Raw genomic sequence first — 23,322 nt, forward strand, 5'->3', positions numbered from 1 at the left:
ATTTTATATAATAATTAATATTATTTAATTTTTTTTATTCTATAAAAACGTATTTTAGATGGCCATTTATTTTCTTGTTTTTCTAAACTCATCCAAATATAAGTAGCTTTACCTAATAAATATTTTCTATCTACAAAACCCCAATAACGACTGTCATAACTATCATCACGATTATCCCCCATAACAAAATAATGATTATAAGGTACTATCCATGTATAATCTGATTGATTCTTTTGACGATATATTTTTAATGTTTGCATTATTTCAGGTGAAAATAAAATTTTATGAGATAAATTATGTATTTTTTCTGTATATTCAAATAATTTTAAACCACCAAATATATATTTTTTATGAATATTATAAATAATAATATTCTTATTTAAATGTTTATTAAAACATTTAAACATTTGAACATAATCACTGATTTTAAAATTTTTATATTGAATAATTTTTTTATTTTTATTAATAGGATATATAAAAATTTGCTTATTTTTAGCATTATATATAATTTTATCTCCTGGTAAACCTATTACTCTTTTAATATAATTTTCTTTAGGATTTTGAGGGAATTGAAAAACAACAACATCTCCTCTTTTAGGATTTTTATTATTTATAATATAATTATTATTTAATGGATTTTTTATACCATAAATAAATTTATTAACTAAAATAAAATCTCCTATAAATAACGTTGGCATCATAGATTCTGATGGAATATAAAATGGTTCATATACAAAAGAACGAATTAAAAATACTATTAATATAATAGGGAATAAAGATCCAATTTCTCTTTTCCAAGATTCTCTATACTTACTAATATTATAATAATATATATTTTGATTATGTCTTTTTTTATAAAAAATATATAATATTATGATTTTATAATAAATCCATATACATCCTGTTATTAATAAACTAAAAATTAATATTAATTGAAATATATTATTATTCATATTTTTTATACTTACAGCAAATAAATTATTCATTTTGTTATCTTTAATATAGATAAAAATATAGAAGTAGGTAATAAAACATTACCAATAACTTTCATTTTTTTTTTTCCTTCTTTTTGTTTTTGAATTAATTTTTTTTTACGGCTTATATCTCCTCCATAACATTTTGCTATAACATTTTTTCTAAGTTGTTTAATAGTAGAACTAGAAATAATATTTCTTCCTATAGCAGCTTGTATTTTTATATCAAATTGTTGTCTCGGAATTAATTTTTTTATTTTTTCTACTAATAAATTACAATAATAATAAATTTTATTTTTATAAGTAATAGTAGTTAATGCATCAACACGTTTTTGATTAATTAATATATTAACACACACTAAATCAGATTTTTTAAATTTAATAAAATGATAATTAAGTGATGCATAACCACTAGATATTGATTTCAAATTATCAAAAAAACTAATAATAACTTCCAACATAGGTATTTCATATATTAATAATACTTGATTAGTATGATAAATCATATTAATATGTACTCCGTTTTTTTCTGCACATAACTTCATTATATTACCTATATATTTTATAGGAGATAAAATATTACATTTAGCAATTGGTTCCCTTAATTCTTTAATTTTATTAATTTCTGGAAATTTAGATGGATTATCTGCATAAATAATTTTTTTATCTATTGTTTCTATTTGGTATTTTACTGTAGGCATAGTAGTAATAATATGAATATTATATTCACGTTCTAATCTTTGTTGTATAATTTCCATATGTAGTAAACCTAAAAAACCACATCTATAACCATAACCTAATATACTAGAATTTTCTGGTTCAAAAAATAATGATGCATCATTTAAACTCAATTTTTTTAATGCATTATTAAATATATTATAATCACTAGAAGAAATCGGAAATAAACTTGCATATACTTGAGGTTTTATTTTTTGAAATCCAGATAATATAACATGAGATGGATTAGAATATAATGTTATAGTACTTCCTACTGGAAGTTCACTAATATTTTTTACACCAAAAATTATCCAACCAACTTCTCCACAATTTAATTTTTTTAATTCTATTTGTTTAGGAGTAAAAATACCTAATCGTTCTACAAAATATTTTTTTTGTGTATTCAAAATTATAATTTTATCTCCTTTACTAACACTACCATTTTTAATTCTAATTAATGATACTACTCCTAAATAATTATTAAACCAAGAATCTATAATTAATGCTTGTAAAGGAAAAGAAGATTTTCCAGAAGGAAATGGAATTTGATTTACTATTTCTTCTATTATTTCTAAAACACCAAATCCTGTTTTTGCAGAACATTTCAAATTAAGTTTCGATTTAATTCCTATAATTTCTTCTATTTCTTTTTGAACTTTATCAATATTAGCGTTTAACAAATCAATTTTATTAATAACAGGCAAAACTTTTAATCCCATTTTTATAGCAATATGACAATTAGATAATGTTTGTGCTTCAATACCTTGAACAGCATCTATTAATAATAGAGCACCTTCGCATGCAGATAAAGATCTAGATACTTCATAAGAAAAATCAACATGTCCTGGAGTATCAATAAAATTTAATTTATATATATTTTTATTTTTTGACTGATAATTTAGAGTTACACTCTGTGCTTTTATTGTAATTCCTCTTTCTTTTTCTAACTCCATAGTATCTAATACTTGTGATTTCATTTCTCTATTAGATAAACCACCACATAATTCTATTAAACGATCTGCAAATGTAGATTTTCCATGATCAATATGAGCAATAATGGAAAAATTTCTTATATTTTTCATAAAATATTTTATATGTATATTATTAATAATTATTTTTTTGAAATTTTAATTCCTTTATGTATAAGCAAAATATTACTATCTAATTTTCTATTTCTGAATTTTTCAAATAAAACAAAAGGATCTTTAATATTTATTTGAGATAAAAAGTTATCTAAAAATTTTTTTCCTATTTTTTTATTAAATAAATTATTTTCTTTAAAATATAAAAAAGAATCCGCAGCTAATTGTTCTGACCATAAATAACTATAATAACCAGCTGCATACTCTCCTGCGAATATATGATTAAAAATATTTATATATTTATTCCAAGATGGAGTTTGTACAATAGAAACTAGATTAGATCTAATTTCATACATTAATTGTAATATTTGATTATTATCTTTTATAGGATTAAATTCATTATGAATTTTTATATCAAATAAACTTAATTCAATTTGACGCATCATAGATAATGCAGAATTATATTGTTTAGATTTAACTAAATTATCCACCATTTTTTGTGGCATAATTTGATTAGTTTGATAATGTTTAGAAATTAAAGAAATAACTTTTGGTTCCCAACATAAAGACTCTATAAATTGACTAGGAAACTCTACTATATCAAAATAAATTCCATTTATTCCTGAAATGTTAGGTATATTAATTTTTGTTATTATATGATGTAGTGCATGTCCAAATTCGTGAAATAATGTTATAACATCATTATGAGTTAATAAAGTAATATCATCAACAATAGGAATAGTAAAATTACAGTTAACATAAGCTACTGGATATTGTAATATATTATCAGATTTCATTAATCTAGACTGACAAATATCCATCCAAGCTCCATTTCTTTTATTTTGACGAATATATAAATCAAAATATATACTTCCATATAACTCATTATTTTCATTAAAAACATCAAAAAATAATATATTTTTGTCCCACACATTTACTTTTCTTTTTTTAAAAATTAAACCAAAAATTTTATTTACAACTTTAAACAATCCGTATATAACATGAGATAATGGAAAGTAAGAACATATAATATCATCATTTATACCATAAAGATGGTATTTATATTTTTCTATATAAAATAAAGTATCCCATGGTTTAATTTCTATTAAATTATATTTTTTTTTAACAAAAATTTTTAAGTCAGAAACTTCTTTTTGAGCTTGATTGTAAGAATGTTTAATTAAATTTTTAAGAAAGAATATGATTTTGTTGTAATTTTTAACTGATTTGTCTATAAGAGATTTTTCTGTATAAGAATTATATCCTAATAAATTTGCTAATTCATAACGTGATTTTAATAATTTAATTATAATAGGAAAATTATCCCAACAATTTTTTTTATCTTTATTTGAAGCTCTAGTATTATAAGCATAATATAATGTTTTACGAAGTGTTTTATTTTCACAAAATTGCATTATTCCCAAATAGATTGGTATATCTAAAGATAATAAATATCCTTTTTGATTTTTTTTTTTAGCATTATCTTTAATTAAATTAAGAATATTATTAGGTATACCTTTTAATTCTATTTTGTTTAAAATATTTAATTTCCAAGATGTTATACTATCAAACATATTATTATTAAAAATAATACTTAAATGAGATAGATTTTTCATAATTTTCATATATTTTTTTTTATTTTTATCAGTTAACTTAATTCCTGATAATTCATAATAATGTAATATATTATTAATAGATTTTTTTTTCGTATGATCAAGTAAATAAAACTTATTTTTTTTTATAAAGATATAAGCATTATATAATGTTCTATTTTGTTTAATCCATAAATTATATTCATTAATTATTTCAATAAAAATATTATATATTTTACGTAATTCATCAGTATGTTTTACATAGTTTAAATGATTTATTATAGAACAAATACGATTAAAATTTTCATCTAATTCCAAAATTGGTTGACAAAAATTTTCCCAATTATAAATATTTTCATATTTTTTTAATAATTTATTTATTAATAATTTATTATTATTAATAGTTATTTGAATAGCAGGTATTATGAATTTATATTCAATTTTATTGAATGGAGGTAAAATAAAATTTTTAAGAAAAGGATTATTATTCATAATAAAATCTCAATTTTATATTAAATAGTAAAATTATTTTTTAAATAATACATTATATCATTTTTACTATTTTAAAAATAAATTTTGTCTTATTATTTCAAATAGAAAAATACCAGTAGATACAGAAACATTTAAAGAATTAACATTATTAAATAATGGTATGTTTAATAACATATCACAATTATTTTTTATAATAGGGCGTATTCCTTTATGTTCTGATCCCATAATTACACATATTGGTAGATATATTTTTTTATCAAAAAGAATATTTTTACTTTTAGTATCAGTTCCTATAATAGTTATATTATTATTTTTTAATAAATTAATAATTTGAACTAAATTATTTACAAATATAATCGGTAATTGTTCTGAAGTTCCACAAGATACCTTTTTAACTGTTGAATTTAATTTTGAAGAATGATGTTTAGATAATATAATAATATTTACTTTAGCTGCTACAGCAGTTCTTATACATGCTCCTAAATTATGTGGATCTGTTATCCTATCTAACATTAAAATAAATGGTTTTTTAAATTTTTTAATAATTTTTATTATATCATTTTTATGATATTTAGGTTGTTTAAAATATATTAAACCCAATATTCCTTGATGTACATGATTATTAGTTTTTTTATCTAACCATTGTTTTTTTACTTTATAACATGGAATATTATATTTTTTTATATTAATAAATATTTCTTTAATTTTATTTGTAATTTTTTTATTATTTAAAATACAAATTTTTTTAAATAATTTTGGATCTTTTTTTAAAAGATTTATTACAGGATAAATTCCAAAAATAACATCTTCCATAAATATAATTTATTTTAAAATAAAGAATTAATTATATCATTTAAAAAATTAAAAAAAAAGAGTTTAATTTATTTAAATAAAAATGTTTTTTTATATAAATAAATATAATTATAAAAAATTATCTAACATAATAACATGATTAAGATCGTAACCAGTAGAAATTATACTAATATTAATATTAGTTAACTCTTCTATTCTTTTAATATAATTAAAAGCTGCTTGAGGTAATTTTAATATATTTGTAATACCATGTGTATTTTCTTTCCATCCAGGATGAATTTCATATACTGGTTTTATACAATTCCAATCTTCTTTTTTTTTAGGTAAATTAAATATTTTTTTACCCGAAGTTGTTATATAAGCAATACATAATTTAATAAAATCTAAACCATCCAAAACATCTAATTTAGTTAAACAAAGACTGCTTAAAGAATTAATTACTATAGCTTTTTTTAAAAAATTAATATCTAACCAACCAATACGACGTTTTTTACCAGTTATTAAACTAAATTCTTTTCCTTTATTACTAATATATATATTATATTTGCCAAATATCTCTGTAGGAAGAGGTCCAGAATCTACTCTAGTAGTATAAGCTTTAACTATTCCTAAAATATAATTTATATATAAAGGACCTATTCCAGTACCAGTAATTGCACTTCCAACTGTATTATTAGAATAAGTAACATAAGGATATCCATGATCAATATCTAAAAATGAACTTTGGATACCTTCAAAAATAATTTTTTTATTTTTTTGTTTTGCTTTATATAAAAATTCACTTACATCTATAGACATTTTAGTAATATTTTCTGATATATCTAATGTATCTTCTAATACTTTTTTATAATTTACAGAATTACTTTTGTAAAAATTAACTAACTGAAAATTATAGTAATCAATAACTTTTTTCAATTTTTTAGCAAAAATATCTTTATTAAATAAATCATCTATACGTAATGTGTATTCAGATATTTTATCTATGCATGATGGTTTCATATTTTTATTCATAGTACCTATTAATTTTTTTTTAAAAAAATTTGCTTGAGCTAATTCCATAGCAATATGATTTTCTAAAATTAATGGACACATAGTAGATAAAAAAAGTTTATTTTTAACTATAATATTTAAATTTTCTAATTTTTTTATTTCTTTTAAAAGATTTTTAGGAGATATAACTACTCCATTACCTATAATGGTTTTAATATTATTATATATAGTTCCTGAAGAGATTAAATGTAAAATAATTTTTTTATTATTAATTGAGATTGTATGTCCTGTATTATTTCCTCCTTGATAACGTACAATATAATTTACTTTTTTACTAAGTAAATCTATAATTTTACTTTTCCCTTCATCTCCCCATTGTATACCTAATATGATTATATTTTTATTCATAATAATTATTATTAATCAATGAATTATATTTTCACCCTTTAAATTTAAAGTAAATAATTATATTTAAAAATGTTTTATTAAAAACAAATTATAAAATAATATAAACTATATGAATTATAATATTTTTTATATTTTAAAAATATATTAAATATTATTTATTAAAATAATGTTTTTATGTTTAATTTTACATTTAATTTTTTCTGCAATTTCTTTTGCTTGATTTTCTTGATTATAAATAATATATTTTTTTTCATAATTTATACGATCAAATATACTTTTTAATATTTCTTTAGATAAAAGAACATTTTTTATTCTAACATCAATAATACTAATTCCAATATCAGCTAAATTATTAATAATAATTTTGTTATTATTTTGAAAAATTAATTGAGATATAAAGTTTTTTTTCAAATTTTTAATTGTATTATAATTACAATTTAATAAATTTTTTATTGAAAATTCATCATCATTATTAAAAATATTTTCAATATTTAATTTATCAAGTTCAAATTGTAATTTCTCACTAAATTTTTTTTTAAGTATAATTTCAGTTTGAATCAAATTACCATTAGTTGCTGAAATATATTTCTTAAAATCAATAATTTTCCATATTATATATCCTTTAATTATTAAATCTTTTTTAGAATTTAAAACAAATTTTCCAATTTCAAAATTAGTATTTAATAATCCAGTATGTAAAATTTTAATTGTATTTAAAAATGGAATTTTAAAATATAATCCTGGTTTATATATAGTAATAATATCTTTTGTTTTATAGTTATTATTACATATGTGAATACCAACATATCCTTCATTAATAATAAATACAGATAAATAAAAAAAATTTAATAGAATTATTAATAAATAAATTAAACATTTATACATTTTTTTAAATTCTTTTAATTAAATTAGATTTATAAAAAATATTTTAAATATATTATTTTTATAATTTTTATCTATTATTAATAATATATTATTATTTTTAATAATAAATTGTTTACAATTACTAAATATATTTTCTATTATTCTTAAATTTGTACTTTGTATTTGAATTTTTTTGAATAAATTATATAAACATAAAAAATTATTACATTGTTTTACTTTAGACAATTTTTTAATAATTATTTCTAATATATATGATTTATCTTGTTTTTTTATACAAAAAATTATTTTTTTTCTTTGAAAACATTTTTTTTCACAATATAACATTGCATTTCTTATATAATGTTTTCTATTTTCTTGAATAAGAAAAAAATCATGAAATGATTTTTCTACTTCCTGAGGAAGTTTAAAATATTCAAGATTAATATCTAAAATATTAATACCAAAATTATATTTTCGTACTATTAATTGTAATTTTTGTTTAATTTCATTACTTATTATATTATCGTTTTTAGTTAAAATATAATTTATTGAGAATTTTCCTATTACTTCATTTAAAACACTATCAATAGATTGTTGAAAATTCTTCATTAAATATTGATTTGACATTGTATAAGCTAATGGATCAAATATTTTATATTGTACAGTTACTTTAGTATTAACTAAATTTAAATCTGAAGTTAATATCATCCCATCTGTAATTAATTGTTTTACAGAAATAATATTTACAATATTAATTTTATCTAAAAAAATAATTCTCCAATGTAATCCTGGAGAAACTAAATTATATAACTTACCTAATCTAATAATAATACCTTTATCTGTATTTTTTATAATATAAAATCCATTAACAAAGAAAAATAAAAAAATTAATAAAAAAAATATAGAAAAATATTTTATTGGTTTGTTTTTATTGAAATTATTTTGACCCATACTTTTTTAATTTTTGTTAAAATAAAAATTTTAATTTTATTATATAATTTTAGTTATTTATATATATCATATTTTTATATTAATCATAAAATTATTTTTATAAAAATATTTTATTTATGACTTTTATCATAGAATTATATGCAGAATCTAAATTTTCACTATTTAACCAATATATATTATTCCAATTTTTAAGCCATGTTAATTGCTTTTTAGCTAAATGACGTGTAGATAAAATTATTTGATTAAACATATCTGTATAATTTATTTCATTTTTAATATAAAAATACATGGGTTTATAACCAATGCAACGCATTGAAGGAAAATTTATTTGTAATTTTTTGTTATGTAAAAGATGTCTTACTTCTGTTTCAAATCCTAATTGAAACATTTTAATTAATCTTTCATTTATAGCATCATGTAATTTATTACGATTATAATAAGTAAGAGCAAATTGATATATTTTGTAAGGAATTTTATTTTTTTTAATTTTTATTAGTTGACTTAACGGTTTACCTGTTAGAAAAAATACTTCTAATGCTCTTAAATTTCTTTGTAAATCAGAAGGATGAATTTTATTTGCGGAACATGAATCCACTTTATTTAATAAATCATGTAAAGTTTTATATTTACTATGATTATTAATTTTCTTAATAATAAAATTACGAATGTGAACATTAGTCGATGGTAAAGAAGAAATTGGTTCAATTAATTTTTTATAGTAAAACATACTACCACCAACTAATAATGGTATTTTGCCTTTTTTAATTATTAGTTTAATAATTTTTAAAACATCATAATAAAATTCAAATACAGAATAATATTCATAAGGCTCTTTAATATCAATTAACCAATGTTTGGTATAATAAAGATCTTTTTTATTTGGTTTAGCTGTACCTATATTCATCCATTTATATATTAAAGAAGAATCTACACTTATTAATTCAATAGGAAAAATTTTCGATAATTTCATTGCTAAATAAGTTTTTCTTGAAGCTGTAGTACCCATTAAAAATATTATTGGTGGTAATTTATTATTCATATAATATATTATTAAAATTTATTGGATAAAATAACTTTTTAATTATAATAGTATTATTATTCAAAATAAATAATTCTAACTCCATTAATAAATCAATTGTTTTAAAATAATCCCATAATTTTGTTATATTAATAATATATGTAAATATCCATTTTAATATTTTTTTAAAAGTAATGTTATTTTTAATTAGACAATATTTGAATAAATTTATAAAAAATGATTGTATATCAAAATTTTCTAATAAAGAAGGTATTGATATTAATCTTAATTGATATTTATTAAATTTATTTATAACAAAATTAAATCCTAAAATTTTTAAAATTTTTTTTAATCTATTAAAAATATCTAATTCTTTTTGGATTAATTTTATTTGTAAATTTAAAAAAATAATTTCAATATTATTTTGATTTTCTAAATAAAATTTATATTTAATTTTAAGTAATAAAAATTCTATTTCTTTTACAGAAAGATAAAACAAAATATCATTTTTTTCAACTATAATCCAAGTATTTTTGATTATTGTTCTTAATATACCAAAATTTTTAAAATGAAAAAGAGGAATATTTTTTAATATAACTAGTTTTTTTTTATTAATTTTATTAAAAAAATTATTATTATAATAATTATCTATATTTTTTTTATTTTTTTTTATAACAACATCAGTATTTTTTTTATTTTGATTAAAAAAAATTTTTTTATTTGTAAAATAAAGTGAAGAATTTAATATACTTTTATAAAAAAAATTATAAATCAATTCTAATTGAAAAAAATTTACATCTTTTTTTTGTGGATGTACATTAATATCAATTTTATTTGGTTCAATTTCTAAATAGATTAAAAATGATTGATGATAGTAACAACCAAATTTAATTTTACATATTTCTTTAATAATATGATTAATAAATTTATTATTGATAAGACGATTATTAATATAAAAATATTTCTTTATATTATTCGAATAATATTTACTTTCAGGGATTGTAATCCAACCAAATAAACTCATTTTATAATCATTTGAGTTTATTTTTAATGATTGATTAATAAAATCTTTACCACATATTTTATTAATTCTATTAATATAGGAAATATTATTTTCTACTTTTGGAAAATTATAAATAACTTTATTATTATAAATAAATTTAATACCTATATTTAATTTCATTAAAATAAAAGATTTAATTATATTTTTAATATATATAAATTCTATTTTATTATTAGGTATAAATTTTCTCCTAACTGGCATATTATAAAAAAGATCTAATACTTCTATTGTTGTTCCTACAGAATTTGGTGATGGTTTTATATAAGTTATATTACTATCCATACCTTCTGTATATATTTCCCAAGCTGTCTTTTGGCATACTGTTTTTGAAATAATTTTTATTCTAGATATATTTTTAATACTAGTTAATGCTTCACCTCTAAAACCAAAACTTTTAAAAGACTCTAGATCATCTAAATTTTTTATTTTACTTGTTGCATATTTTTTTAAACATAATAATAAATCATCTTTAGACATACCAATTCCATTGTCATTAATTTTAATTAATTTAACTCCTCCTTTTTCAATAAAAATATTTATTTGAGATGATAAAGCATCAATACTATTTTCAATAAGTTCTTTAATAACTGCTGACGGTCTATCAATAACTTCACCAGCTGCTATTTGTTTTATAATTTCTTTAGGTAATATTTTTATAGACATTTATTTTAAATAATCAATTATTTTTAGCGGGAAACGAGATTCGAACTCGCGACCCCAACCATGGCAAGGTTGTACTCTACCAATCTGAGCTATTCCCGCATAATTGAACAAATTTTAAAAAATTATTTTATAATAATAAAAATATTATTTTATTGTCAATATTTATTATATAAATATATAATTAGACTTTAAAAAAATTTTTTCTATAAAATTTTAATTCTTCTAATGATTGATATATATCTTGTATAGCACTATGTGTGTTTTTTTTATTAAATTTAATAATAGTGTTTTTTTTCCATATTTTTATTAGTTCTTTTATAGTGCTTACATCAATATTACGATAATGAAAATATTTTTCTAAATTAGGCATATAATTATATATAAATCTTCTATCTTGACAAATACTATTTCCACACATAGGAGATTTTTGAGGATAAACCCATAATTTTAAAAAATTTAAAATATGTTTTTCAGCTTTTTTTTCATTAAATATACTTTTATTAACTTTATTAATTAATCCAGTTTTTGTATGTGTATTCATATTCCATGAATCCATTTTATCTAATTCTTGTTTTAATTGATGAATTGCTATAATAGGTCCTTCTATTAATATATTTAAATTATTATCTGTAATTATAATAGCTATTTCAATAATTCGATTTAAATTAGGATTTAATCCTGTCATTTCTAGATCTATCCATATTAAATTATTGTTTTTTATCATATTTTAAATATACTAGATTTAATTTTAATTAATAAATTTACAAAAATTTATTTAAATATAAAAGAGTTTAAATTTTTAATTATATTAAAATTTATTAACAAAGATTTTAATTATATCATTAATTAAATTTTAATTCTATATAATAATGAATTATTTTATTTTATAATTTTTATAATTAAGAAATTAATTATTTTTGTTTTATAAAATTGGATTTAATAGTAAATATTTTATAAAAATATTATATTTTAAATCATTAATTATTATGTTTATAATTAATCATTTATTTTTAATGCGAGAAATATAAGATTTATATCTAATATCTATTTTAATTTTATCACCTACTTTAATAAATGATGGAACTTTAATTATTTCTCCATTACTAAGAATCGCTTGTTTATTAACACTATTTATTGTTTCACTTTTTACATTCATATTTGTATTAATAACTGTTAACTTAATAAAATTCGGTAAATTTATAAATATAGGAGACTCATTCCAAAACACTATATTATACGTTTGATTAGGTACTAACCATTTATATTTATCTTTTATAATGAACTTACTAATCATGATTTGTTCAAAACTTTTTTTATACATAAAATAATAAAAATTATCTTTTTCAGTATACAGATACAATAAATCATTTTCTACTATATCTGCAGTATTTAGAGAATCAGTTGATTTAAAAGTTTTATCAATTAATTTTTCATTGATTAAATTACGCATTTTAATTCTAACAAATGCTTGGCCTTTACCTGGTTTTACAAAATCACTAGATTCTATAAAATATGGTTCATTCAAAAATATAAATTTCATACCAATTTTAAAATTATTACTAGAATAATTAATCATTATTTTATAACCTATACAATACATATTATTATAAATATTAATATATTTTAAAATAATAAATAAATGCTGTGCTTTTGATAAAGCACAGCAAAACAACTAAATAATTTATACTATTAATTTTAAAATATAATATAAAAATATGTTTTTTTATATTATTACATCATACCACCCATACCACCACCCATACCACCACCCATACCAGATGAAGGTGTGTTCATTTCAGATTTTTCATTCTTTGGTGAATCTGTTACCATACATTCTGTAGTAATCATAAGACCTGCAACAGAAGCTGAATATTGTAAAGCAGAACGTGTTACTTTAGTTGGATCTAAAATACCAAACTTGATCATATCACCATATTCTTCACTAGCTGCATTATAACCATAATTACCATGACCATCTTTAACATTATTTGCTACAACAGATGGTTCTTCTCCAGAATTAGATACTATTTGACGCAATGGAGCTTCCATAGCTCTTAACGCAACTTTAATACCCATATTTTGATCTTCATTTTGACCAGTTAAATTTTTTAATTTTTCTGCAACACGAACTAATGCAACACCACCACCTGCAACAACTCCTTCTTCTACAGCTGCTCTAGTAGCATGTAATGCATCTTCTACTCTTGCTTTTTTCTCTTTCATTTCTACTTCAGTAGCAGCACCTACTTTTAATACAGCAACTCCTCCAGCTAATTTTGCCACACGTTCTTGTAATTTTTCACGATCATAATCTGAAGTAGCCTCATCTATTTGTTGTCTGATTTGTACTACACGACCAGAAATATCATTTTGTTTACCCATACCATCTATTATGGTAGTTGTATCTTTATTTATTACAATACGTTTTGCTTGTCCTAAATCATTTAATTTAGTTTTTTCTAATTCTAAACCAATTTCTTCAGAAATAACATTACCACCTGTTAAAATTGCTATATCTTGTAACATTGCTTTACGACGATCTCCAAAACCTGGAGCTTTAACTGCAGCTACTTTTACTACTCCACGCATAGTATTTACTACTAATGTAGCCAATGCTTCTCCATCAACATCTTCAGCAATTATTAATAATGATTTATTTGCTTTAGCTACCATTTCTAAAATAGGTAACATTTCACGTATATTAGATAATTTTTTATCAACTAACAATATAAATGGATTTTCAAGTTCAACTGTTCCAGATTCTGATTTATTAATAAAATAAGGAGATAAATATCCTCTATCAAATTGCATTCCTTCAACAACATCTAATTCATCTTGTAATCCACTTCCTTCTTCAACTGTAATAACTCCTTCTTTACCTACTTTTTCCATAGCTTGTGCAATTAAATCACCAACAGCTTCATCTGCATTAGCAGAAATAGTTCCTACTTGAGCTATAGCTTTAGCATTAGAACACGGAACAGAAAGAATTTTTAACTCTTCTACTGCTGCTATTACTGCTTTATCTATTCCTCTTTTTAAATCCATAGGATTCATTCCAGCAGCAACAGCTTTTAATCCTTCACTAACAATAGCTTGTGCTAAAACACTAGCCGTTGTTGTTCCATCACCAGCTACATCATTAGCTTTGGAAGCAACTTCTTTGACCATTTGTGCTCCCATATTTTCAAACTTATCTTCCAATTCAATTTCTCTAGCTACTGTTACTCCATCTTTAGTAATAGCTGGTGCTCCAAATGATTTATCTAAAACTACATTTCTTCCTTTTGGACCAAGAGTAATTTTTACAGCATCTGCTAATAAATTTACACCACGTAACATTTTTACACGTGCATCATTACCAAATTTCACATCTTTAGCTGCCATTTTAAATGTTCCTTAAATTCATTTAAATTAAACTAAAATTATTAATAACATTTTTTATATAAAAATGTTTTATTCTTTAACAATAGCTAAAATATCACTTTCTGACATTATTAGTATTTCTTTATCGTCAATTTTTTCTGTTTTAACATTATAACCGTCATTAAATATTACTATATCTCCTTTTTTTACATCTAATGGTTTTACTTGACCATTATCTAAAATGCGTCCTTTACCTACAGCTAAAACTTCACCACGTGTAGATTTACCAACAGCAGAACCTGTTAATACAATACCACCTGAAGATTTAGTTTCAATTTTTTTTCGTTTAACTATAACACGATCATGTAATGGACGAATATTCATTAAATTCTCCTTTAGATAGATATATTCAAAAACTATTAATCACTATTATTTTATTTTATTAAGTAAGGTGACCTGAAAGATAAGGACATATTTTATCTGTTTCAAGGCCTATGTTTTAAAAAATTTTAAATATAATTCATTATATGATAATTTTATCAAAAAAAAATGAGAAATAGAATTTTTTTTATAAAAAGTGTAGTTTATAACTATATTGTTTTATTTTTAAATAATATAAATAAAACTAAAATAAAAGGTATATCATGATTTTTGTTGAATTAATTATTATTTTACTACTCATATATTTAGGATGTAAATTAGGTGGTATGGCATTAGGTTTGTTTGGAACTTTTGGAGTGTTAATATTAACAATATTTTTTCATAACAAAATTGGTAATATTCCATTTGATGTAATAGAAATTATTTTATCTGTAATAATTGCAATTTCTACTGTAAAATTGTCTGGAGGTATAGAATATTTAGTATTCTACATGAATAGAATTTTATCTAGAAAAAAAAAATATATTATTATTCTTTCTCCTTTAATGACTTATTTTATTACTTTATTTTCAGGAACTGGACATACTGCACTTTCAATATTTCCTGTGATTATTAAAATATCTAAAAAAAATGGTATAAAACCAGTATATCCACTATCAATATCTGTAGTATCATCTCAAATAGCAGTTACAGCATCACCAATATCTGCATCATTAATATATTTATCAAAAATATTAGATCCATTAGGAATTAGCTATAATCAATTATTAATAATTTTAATCCCATCAACATTTATATCAATTTTAATTACTTCAATAATAATTAATTTATTTAATAATCAAAATAAAAATTTATTACATACCAATAATGTTTCTTTTAATAAAAAATTAAAAAATAAAAAAAATGGTAAAAATTCAATTTTGTTATTCTTAATAGGAATTGTAGTAATACTTACATATAATGTTTTATGTGATTATGTATTTTTTAAAGAAACAAAAATTTTATCAAGAACAGAATCAACAGTAATATTTATGTTAACAACTGCTTTAATAATATCGATTATATGTAAAATTAAAATAAAACAAATTAATGATACAAAAATTTTTAAATCAGGAATTAATGCTTGTATTTGTGTAATGGGTGTATCTTGGTTAGGTGATACTTTTATTAGATCTCATTTTCATGAAATGAAATTTATTATTTTAAATATAGTAGAACAATACCCTTGGATGTTATCTATCATTTTATTTTTTATAACATCTTTGTTTTATTCTCAAGCTGCGACAACTAAAGCAATTATTCCAAGTTTAATTACTTTAGGTATTTCTCCTAAAATTATAATAGGATCATTTACTGCTGTTTCAGCTCTTTTTTTATTTCCAATATATCCAACTTTATTATCAGCAGTAGAAATGGATGACACTGGATCAACTAAAATAGGAAATTATATTTTTAATCATTCTTTTTTAATTCCTGGAATTATGATTACCGGTTTATCAATTATATTAAGTTTTTTTATAGTAACATTAATTTTATAAAATTTGATTATTAAAAAAATAATTTTTATTATTAATAATAAACTATTGACGTTAGATAGTAATTATTGTCATAATAAACCTTATTCTATATGCCCGGATAGCTCAGTTGGTAGAGCAGTGGACTGAAAATCCCCGTGTCGGTGGTTCAATTCCACCTTCGGGCATTTATTTTTATAGAATATTTATATTACAATAAACCAACTTTTAAATTATTAGCTTTATATACTAATTTATTGTCAACTGAAACTACTCCATTTGCTATACCAATTAAATAATTTATATTAATTACACGTTTTAAATGAATAAAGTAAGTAACTTTTCTAGATGTTGGTAAAATTTCTCCAATAAATGTTACATTTTTTACTCCTAAAGCTCTACCTTTACCGTTACCACCTATCCATCCTAAATAAAATCCAATTAATTGAAACATTGTATCTAATCCTAAACATCCTGGCATTATGGGATCACCAATAAAATGATAAGAAAAAAACCATATTTTAGGATTAATATATAAATTTGCTTCTATGTATCCTTTGTTATATTTTCCTCCATATTTTGTAATTTTAACAATTTTATCTATTAACAACATTTTATTTGAGGATAATTTAGGATTTGTATATTTAAATAGTTTTCCATAACTAGCAATTATTAATTCTTTTTTAGAAAAAAAATTTTTTTTACACATTATTAAATGATCTTGTATTAATATTACTTATAAAAATTAATATTAACTGATTTTAAAATTAATATTTAATATATTAAATATTAATAATTTATTAAATTTTTTCTTATACTTAAATAAGTAATACAGAAATATATATTTCTGTATTACTTATTTATTCATTTTAAAATTTAAAGAATTATTTTTTTGTAAAAAAAGGTTTTAATAAATGAGCATAATAACCTGTAATATCTATTTCTACAACACGATCTGATGCTAAACATTTTTTTAATAATTTATAATTTTTAATTTTTTTACAATTTGTATGATTTTCTGATTTAGTACTTCCTAATCCTTGGATATATAAATGTTTTTCTGGTATTCCTTGTAAAATTAAATATTTTGATACTATATCAGATCTTTTTTTAGAAAGAGATAAATTATATTGTTTTTTACCAATAAAATCAGCATATCCTATTATATAAGCATAATGATTTTGATATTGAATAAATTTTAATTTATGAACAACCTGATTTAACATCATTTTAGATCTATTTTGTAAAGTAAAATCATCATATTTAAAAAATATTTTGGATTTTAAATGAAAACGTTGATTATTTAATCTTTTAACAAAAATTTTATCAATTATTTCAGTAGATTTGTGTTTATTAAACAAATATGATAAACCAAATACTAACATTGAATTATTAGTTTCTTGACCAATAATATCATTATTACCAATTTCTTTTGTAAATTGATATTCTAATCTAGAAGACCAACTATTATTTAGTTTATATTCACCTCCTAAAGACAATAATGGAGTAGCATTATAAAAATATTCTGTATGATTATTTTTTTTAACATCTATACGTGTAACAATAGCTCCTAAACGACTATAAAAATCTAAACTTCCATAAATCGGACAAATAATTTTAGCAGATAATTGTATACCTTGTGCTTGAAATAAATTAATCAAATTTTTTTGTTTATGAGAAACTAATCCTAACCAATCATAACCTAGTTCAAAATTTAGAATATTATTTTCTTTGTATCCTATAAATAATCCACTACCTAATTTATTGACTTTTGAATCATTTTTTTCTGTATTGGAAAATCCTAAAAGATTGTCATATTGAGACCATCCAATCTTTGATCCTAAATACCAATTATTCTTAACAGTATTAGCTATGACATTATTTATGTTATAACAAAAACTAATAAATACTGTAAAAACTATAATAACTATTTTTTTCATTTTTCAATCCCTATTATTATACTAAACAACCATATAATAAAAATTAATAACACATAAATATTTAATTTTTAAATGATCAATTTAATTATAATATAAATATTGATTTAATAATTTATTGTTTGTAAATAAAATTTATTTAACTAATTAAATTTTTTAATACAAAAATTACTATGTTTATCTTTTATTAATTTTATTGAAGAAGAGAATTGGAATTCTTTCTTTAATATTGCTTGTATCCAAATAATATTATTATTAAATTTTATTGCAGATAATATACCTCCTCTTGAATATATTTTATAAATATCATTTTTTTGATTATTATAAAATTCTAATTCATCATAAAATGATGGCATAAAATTAGCGGACCCTTCTAATAAAAATAGTGATTTATTTTTTTTTTTTCTAATTTTTGAAATACTAATTATCTCTTGTCCTAAATAACATCCTTTATTAAAGTTAATAGCATTAAAAACTTCCATATTAGATTCTTGAGCAAAAAACTTAATACTATTATCTTTATTAAAAATAGGATAACCTATTTCCATATAAAATTTAGTCCATTGATCACTATCATATACTAAGATATTTCTCTTTATTAAATATTTTATTAAAAGTTTTGCATGCTTTTTATCTAAAATCATAAAATATCTTTTTATAGGACTCATAAATTTTAAAAAAATATTATTATTATAAATAAATAAATTTTGTTTATTAGAACTAAAATCATAATTATTAAATATTTGAGATAATATTTTGTTAGAATTAATTCCTGATACTCCTAAAAGAATTTGTGATTTCTGTAATAAAAAATCTATTTTATAAATATATCTATATTTTTTTATTTGATTTAAATAATATTTAACAATATTTTTTTTAACGATATAACAATATCCATATTTATATTTAAATATATGCATATTCGTTAATATTTTTCCTTTAACATTACAATGTAATGCATTAAAAAAACATAACGGATGATTATCTAATTCATCAATATCTATTGTAAGTTGATTTTGTAAAAAAATTTTACTATCTTGTCCTTGTATAATTATGAAACTCCATGTATCTAATAAAATTAATTTTAATATATCATTGGAAAAATCAACATTATTTTTATAAAAAAAATATTTTTCTATATTAAACATATCTTATTAAAATTATTTATTTATTCATTATAATATATTATTTGAAATAATAAAATATATTTATTTTTAAAAAGTAATATTTAAAATTATACATATAAGAAATATTATAACAAATAAATGTATTTATTTTCTATAAATTTTTAATCAATGTTTTATGAATTTCTTGTAAAGAAAATATTCTTTTTTGAGAATTAATTCTCATAGCTAATATTGTAGCTTTAGAACCATTAATTGTTGTATCACAATGAATACCATTTTCTAAAGCAGATATTCTAATTAGTTTAGATGTTTCAATAGAACTTTTAATTGATGTAGTATTAATAATATAATTATAATGTTTATTTTTTATAAAATCTATAATATTAGGTGATTTTTCTGTTACTTTTCTTACAATATTAACTTTGATATTTTTATTTTGTAAAAATTTAGCAGTACCATTTGTAGCATCAATTTTTAAACCATATTGAATTAATTGTTTTATTAATGGAATTACTGCAATTTTATCTTGATCTCTAACAGAAACTAATACTGAACCAATTTTATTTATATTAATTTTTATACTTAACATAGCTTTAGCAAAAGCTTCAGCAAAAGAATACCCAATACCCATTACTTCTCCTGTTGAACGCATTTCAGGACCTAAAATTGGATCTACACCATAAAACTTATTAAATGGAAATACTACTTCTTTTACAGAAAAATAATTAGGAATAATTTCTTTTTTAATTTTTAAATCAATTAAAGATTTTCCTACCATTACTAATGTTCCTATTTTAGCTAAAGGTATTCCTATAGCTTTAGATATAAATGGAATAGTACGTGAAGCTCTTGGATTAACTTCTATTAAATAAACTTCATTATTTTTAATAGCAAATTGTATATTAAATAAACCACAAATATTAATTGCTATAGCTATTTTTTTTACTTGTGATCTAATTTTTTTTAAAATAAAATCACTAAGATTGTTTGTAGGTAAAGAACAAGCAGAATCTCCAGAATGTATACCAGCTTGTTCTACATGTTCCATTATACCTCCAATAAAAATATTTTTTCTATCACAAATAGCATCTACATCAACTTCTATTGCATTATCTAAAAATTTATCCAATAAAACAGGAACATTGTTAATATTATAATATTCTTTTAAATCATTTATATTATATATTAATTCCATAGATCTCCCACCTAATACATAAGAAGGTCTTATTACTATAGGATATCCAATTATTTTAGATTTTTCTATTGCTTCATTTAAATTATATACAATAAAATTTTTTGGTTGTTTTAATTTTAAAGATTTAACAATATATTGAAACTTTTTTCTATTTTCAGCTTTATCAATAGAAGATGGACTTGTACCTATAATATTTACTCCTTGATTTTCTAATAACTTAGCTAAATTTAATGGAGTTTGTCCTCCGTATTGTACAATAACTCCTTGAGGTTTTTCTATTCTAATAATTTCTAACACATCTTCTAAAGTAATTGGTTCAAAATATAAACGATCTGAAATATCATAATCAGTAGATACTGTTTCAGGATTACAATTAACCATAATAGTTTCAAAATTATTTTCACGTAATACCATAGCAGCATGGACACAACAATAATCAAACTCTATTCCCTGTCCAATTCTATTAGGCCCACTACCTAAAATTATAATTTTTTTCTTATAATTACTGGGATTAGATTCACATTCTACTGCATAAGTAGAATATATGTACGCAGTGTTAGTTTCAAATTCTGCTGCACATGTATCTACTCTTTTATAGACTGGATGTAAGTTATGATTATAACGTAAATTACGTATTTTATTTTCAGATATTTGTAATAAATCAGCTAATCTAGAATCTGAAAAACCTCTTTTTTTTAAGTTAAAAAAATTATTTTTATTTTTTAGATAATTTATACCTAAAGATTTTACTTTATTTTCAATAATAATTATTTCTTTTATTTGAGCTAAAAACCAAGGATCTATATTAGAATAATAAGAAATATCTTTTACTGACATATTTAATCTAAAAGCATCAGCTATAAATCTAATTCTATTAGGTCCAGGTACTTTTAATTCATGTAAAATAAGATTTAAATTTTTTTTATTGAAATTTTTTATTATAGGTGTAAAACCGTTAATTCCTATTTCTAAACTTCGTAAGGCTTTTTGAATAGATTCTTGAAATGTTCTTCCTATAGACATTATTTCTCCCACAGATTTCATCTGTGTAGATAATCTATCACTAGCTCCAGTAAATTTTTCAAAATTAAATCTTGGTATTTTTATAACTACATAATCAATAGTAGGTTCAAAAGAAGCTGAAATTTTTTTATTAGTTATATCATTCATTAATTCATCTAATGTGTATCCTACAGATAATTTTGCTGATATTTTTGCTATAGGAAATCCTGTTGCTTTAGAAGCTAAAGCAGATGATCGTGACACACGAGGATTCATTTCAATTACTATTAATTTTCCATTTTTAGGATTAACAGCAAATTGTACATTAGATCCTCCTGATTCAATTCCTATTTCTTTCATAATTGATATAGAAGCATTTCTCATTTTCTGATATTCTTTATCAGATAAAGTTTGAGCAGGAGCAACAGTAATGGAATCTCCAGTATGAATACCCATAGAGTCAATATTTTCAATTGAACATATAATAATACAATTTCCATTTTTATCTCTTATTACTTCCATTTCATATTCTTTCCATCCTATTAAAGATTCATCAATTAATAATTCTTTATTAGGAGACAAATTCATGCCTATCTTACAAAGATGTATAAATTCTTTTAAATTCTTTGCTATACCACCACCACTACCACCCATAGTAAAAGATGGTCTAATAATACATGGAAATCCAATTTTATTAACAAAGTTAATAGCATCATCAATATTATTAATAATTTTAGAAATAGCTGTGTTTAAACCTAATTTTTTTATAATTTTTGAAAACAAATAACGATTTTCAGCTTTATGAATTGCTTCAATAGTAACTCCAATAATTTTTACATTAAATTTATTTAAAATATTATTTTTATTTAAATCTAAAATACAATTTAAAGCTGTTTGTCCACCCATAGTTGGTAAGATAGCATCAGGTTTTTCTTTTTTAATAATTTTAGTTATAATTTCCCATTGTATAGGTTCTATATAAGTAATATCAGCAATATCAGGATCTGTCATAATAGTAGCTGGATTAGAATTAATTAAAATTAATTTATATCCTTCTTCTTTTAAAGCTTTACAAGCTTGTGTTCCTGAATAATCAAATTCACACGCTTGTCCTATAACTATAGGTCCAGCACCTAAAATCATAATACTTTTTATATTAATATTTTTTGGCAT

The 23,322-nt window shown here is 20.4% G+C and carries 18 protein-coding genes and 2 tRNA genes; 2 read left to right on the forward strand and 18 right to left on the reverse strand.

The window, feature by feature from the left end; all coding sequences use genetic code 11:
* Nucleotides 1-20: 20 nt before the first annotated feature.
* The 14 genes from lepB to GJT81_RS00960 form a co-directional block, all read right to left on the reverse strand.
* The gene (gene lepB / locus GJT81_RS00895) at nucleotides 21-986 is read right to left on the reverse strand and encodes a signal peptidase I (protein WP_247645446.1); all 966 of its coding nucleotides are present in this window, start codon (nucleotides 984-986) and stop codon (nucleotides 21-23) included.
* Nucleotides 983-2,773 carry a translation elongation factor 4 gene (lepA, locus tag GJT81_RS00900; protein ID WP_169785471.1) on the reverse strand — a complete coding sequence of 597 codons (1,791 nt, stop codon included), beginning with the start codon at nucleotides 2,771-2,773 and terminating at the stop codon, nucleotides 983-985. Before lepA ends, lepB begins: the two co-directional genes overlap by 4 nt.
* Nucleotides 2,774-2,802: 29 nt before the next feature.
* Complete coding sequence (locus GJT81_RS00905; RefSeq protein ID WP_169785472.1) at nucleotides 2,803-4,857, reverse strand: M3 family metallopeptidase; 2,055 nt, start codon at nucleotides 4,855-4,857, stop codon at nucleotides 2,803-2,805.
* 66 nt (nucleotides 4,858-4,923) lie between these two features.
* The gene (gene rlmB / locus GJT81_RS00910; protein ID WP_169785473.1) at nucleotides 4,924-5,670 is read right to left on the reverse strand and encodes a 23S rRNA (guanosine(2251)-2'-O)-methyltransferase RlmB; all 747 of its coding nucleotides are present in this window, start codon (nucleotides 5,668-5,670) and stop codon (nucleotides 4,924-4,926) included.
* 108 nt (nucleotides 5,671-5,778) lie between these two features.
* A complete protein-coding gene (locus tag GJT81_RS00915) occupies nucleotides 5,779-7,068 on the reverse strand; it encodes an adenylosuccinate synthase (protein ID WP_169785474.1) in 1,290 nt (429 codons plus the stop codon).
* A 144-nt stretch (nucleotides 7,069-7,212) separates the two neighbouring features.
* A complete protein-coding gene (gene hflC, locus GJT81_RS00920; RefSeq protein ID WP_169785475.1) occupies nucleotides 7,213-7,953 on the reverse strand; it encodes a protease modulator HflC in 741 nt (246 codons plus the stop codon).
* Nucleotides 7,954-7,971: 18 nt separating this feature from the next.
* Nucleotides 7,972-8,883: an FtsH protease activity modulator HflK gene (gene hflK, locus GJT81_RS00925; RefSeq protein WP_169785476.1), complete on the reverse strand. Its 912-nt coding sequence runs from the start codon at nucleotides 8,881-8,883 to the stop codon at nucleotides 7,972-7,974.
* A 97-nt stretch (nucleotides 8,884-8,980) separates the two neighbouring features.
* Nucleotides 8,981-9,922, reverse strand: coding sequence for a tRNA (adenosine(37)-N6)-dimethylallyltransferase MiaA (gene miaA / locus GJT81_RS00930; protein ID WP_169785477.1), 942 nt, complete (start codon nucleotides 9,920-9,922; stop codon nucleotides 8,981-8,983).
* Nucleotides 9,915-11,627 (reverse strand): DNA mismatch repair endonuclease MutL, encoded by a 1,713-nt coding sequence (gene mutL, locus GJT81_RS00935; RefSeq protein WP_169785478.1) that lies wholly within the window; start codon nucleotides 11,625-11,627, stop codon nucleotides 9,915-9,917. Before mutL ends, miaA begins: the two co-directional genes overlap by 8 nt.
* A 25-nt stretch (nucleotides 11,628-11,652) precedes the next feature.
* Nucleotides 11,653-11,726 (reverse strand) — tRNA-Gly (locus GJT81_RS00940).
* Between the two features lie 82 nt (nucleotides 11,727-11,808).
* Complete coding sequence (gene orn, locus GJT81_RS00945; protein WP_169785479.1) at nucleotides 11,809-12,351, reverse strand: oligoribonuclease; 543 nt, start codon at nucleotides 12,349-12,351, stop codon at nucleotides 11,809-11,811.
* A 276-nt stretch (nucleotides 12,352-12,627) separates the two neighbouring features.
* A complete protein-coding gene (gene efp, locus GJT81_RS00950) occupies nucleotides 12,628-13,203 on the reverse strand; it encodes an elongation factor P (protein ID WP_169785480.1) in 576 nt (191 codons plus the stop codon).
* Nucleotides 13,204-13,358: 155 nt separating this feature from the next.
* Nucleotides 13,359-15,014, reverse strand: coding sequence for a chaperonin GroEL (groL, locus tag GJT81_RS00955; protein ID WP_169785481.1), 1,656 nt, complete (start codon nucleotides 15,012-15,014; stop codon nucleotides 13,359-13,361).
* 69 nt (nucleotides 15,015-15,083) lie between these two features.
* Nucleotides 15,084-15,377, reverse strand: a complete 294-nt coding sequence (locus GJT81_RS00960; protein ID WP_169785482.1) for a co-chaperone GroES — start codon at nucleotides 15,375-15,377, stop codon at nucleotides 15,084-15,086.
* A 260-nt stretch (nucleotides 15,378-15,637) separates the two neighbouring features.
* Between GJT81_RS00960 and GJT81_RS00965 the strand changes: the two genes are divergently transcribed.
* Both GJT81_RS00965 and GJT81_RS00970 read left to right on the forward strand, forming a co-directional pair.
* Nucleotides 15,638-16,912 carry an anaerobic C4-dicarboxylate transporter family protein gene (locus GJT81_RS00965; protein ID WP_169785483.1) on the forward strand — a complete coding sequence of 425 codons (1,275 nt, stop codon included), beginning with the start codon at nucleotides 15,638-15,640 and terminating at the stop codon, nucleotides 16,910-16,912.
* Between the two features lie 91 nt (nucleotides 16,913-17,003).
* A tRNA-Phe gene (locus GJT81_RS00970) sits at nucleotides 17,004-17,076 on the forward strand.
* 23 nt (nucleotides 17,077-17,099) lie between these two features.
* On the opposite strand, the gene fabA is transcribed toward GJT81_RS00970, so the two are convergent.
* From fabA to carB, 4 genes are all read right to left on the reverse strand, one after another.
* Nucleotides 17,100-17,600 carry a bifunctional 3-hydroxydecanoyl-ACP dehydratase/trans-2-decenoyl-ACP isomerase gene (gene fabA, locus GJT81_RS00975; protein WP_169785747.1) on the reverse strand — a complete coding sequence of 167 codons (501 nt, stop codon included), beginning with the start codon at nucleotides 17,598-17,600 and terminating at the stop codon, nucleotides 17,100-17,102.
* A gap of 172 nt (nucleotides 17,601-17,772) precedes the next feature.
* Nucleotides 17,773-18,828 (reverse strand): OmpA family protein, encoded by a 1,056-nt coding sequence (locus GJT81_RS00980; protein ID WP_169785484.1) that lies wholly within the window; start codon nucleotides 18,826-18,828, stop codon nucleotides 17,773-17,775.
* A gap of 140 nt (nucleotides 18,829-18,968) precedes the next feature.
* Nucleotides 18,969-19,973 (reverse strand): tRNA-modifying protein YgfZ, encoded by a 1,005-nt coding sequence (ygfZ, locus tag GJT81_RS00985; RefSeq protein ID WP_169785485.1) that lies wholly within the window; start codon nucleotides 19,971-19,973, stop codon nucleotides 18,969-18,971.
* Nucleotides 19,974-20,103: 130 nt separating this feature from the next.
* Nucleotides 20,104-23,322, reverse strand: a complete 3,219-nt coding sequence (gene carB / locus GJT81_RS00990) for a carbamoyl-phosphate synthase large subunit (RefSeq protein WP_169785486.1) — start codon at nucleotides 23,320-23,322, stop codon at nucleotides 20,104-20,106.

Source organism: Enterobacteriaceae endosymbiont of Plateumaris consimilis (assembly GCF_012563145.1).
Lineage (GTDB): Bacteria > Pseudomonadota > Gammaproteobacteria > Enterobacterales > Enterobacteriaceae.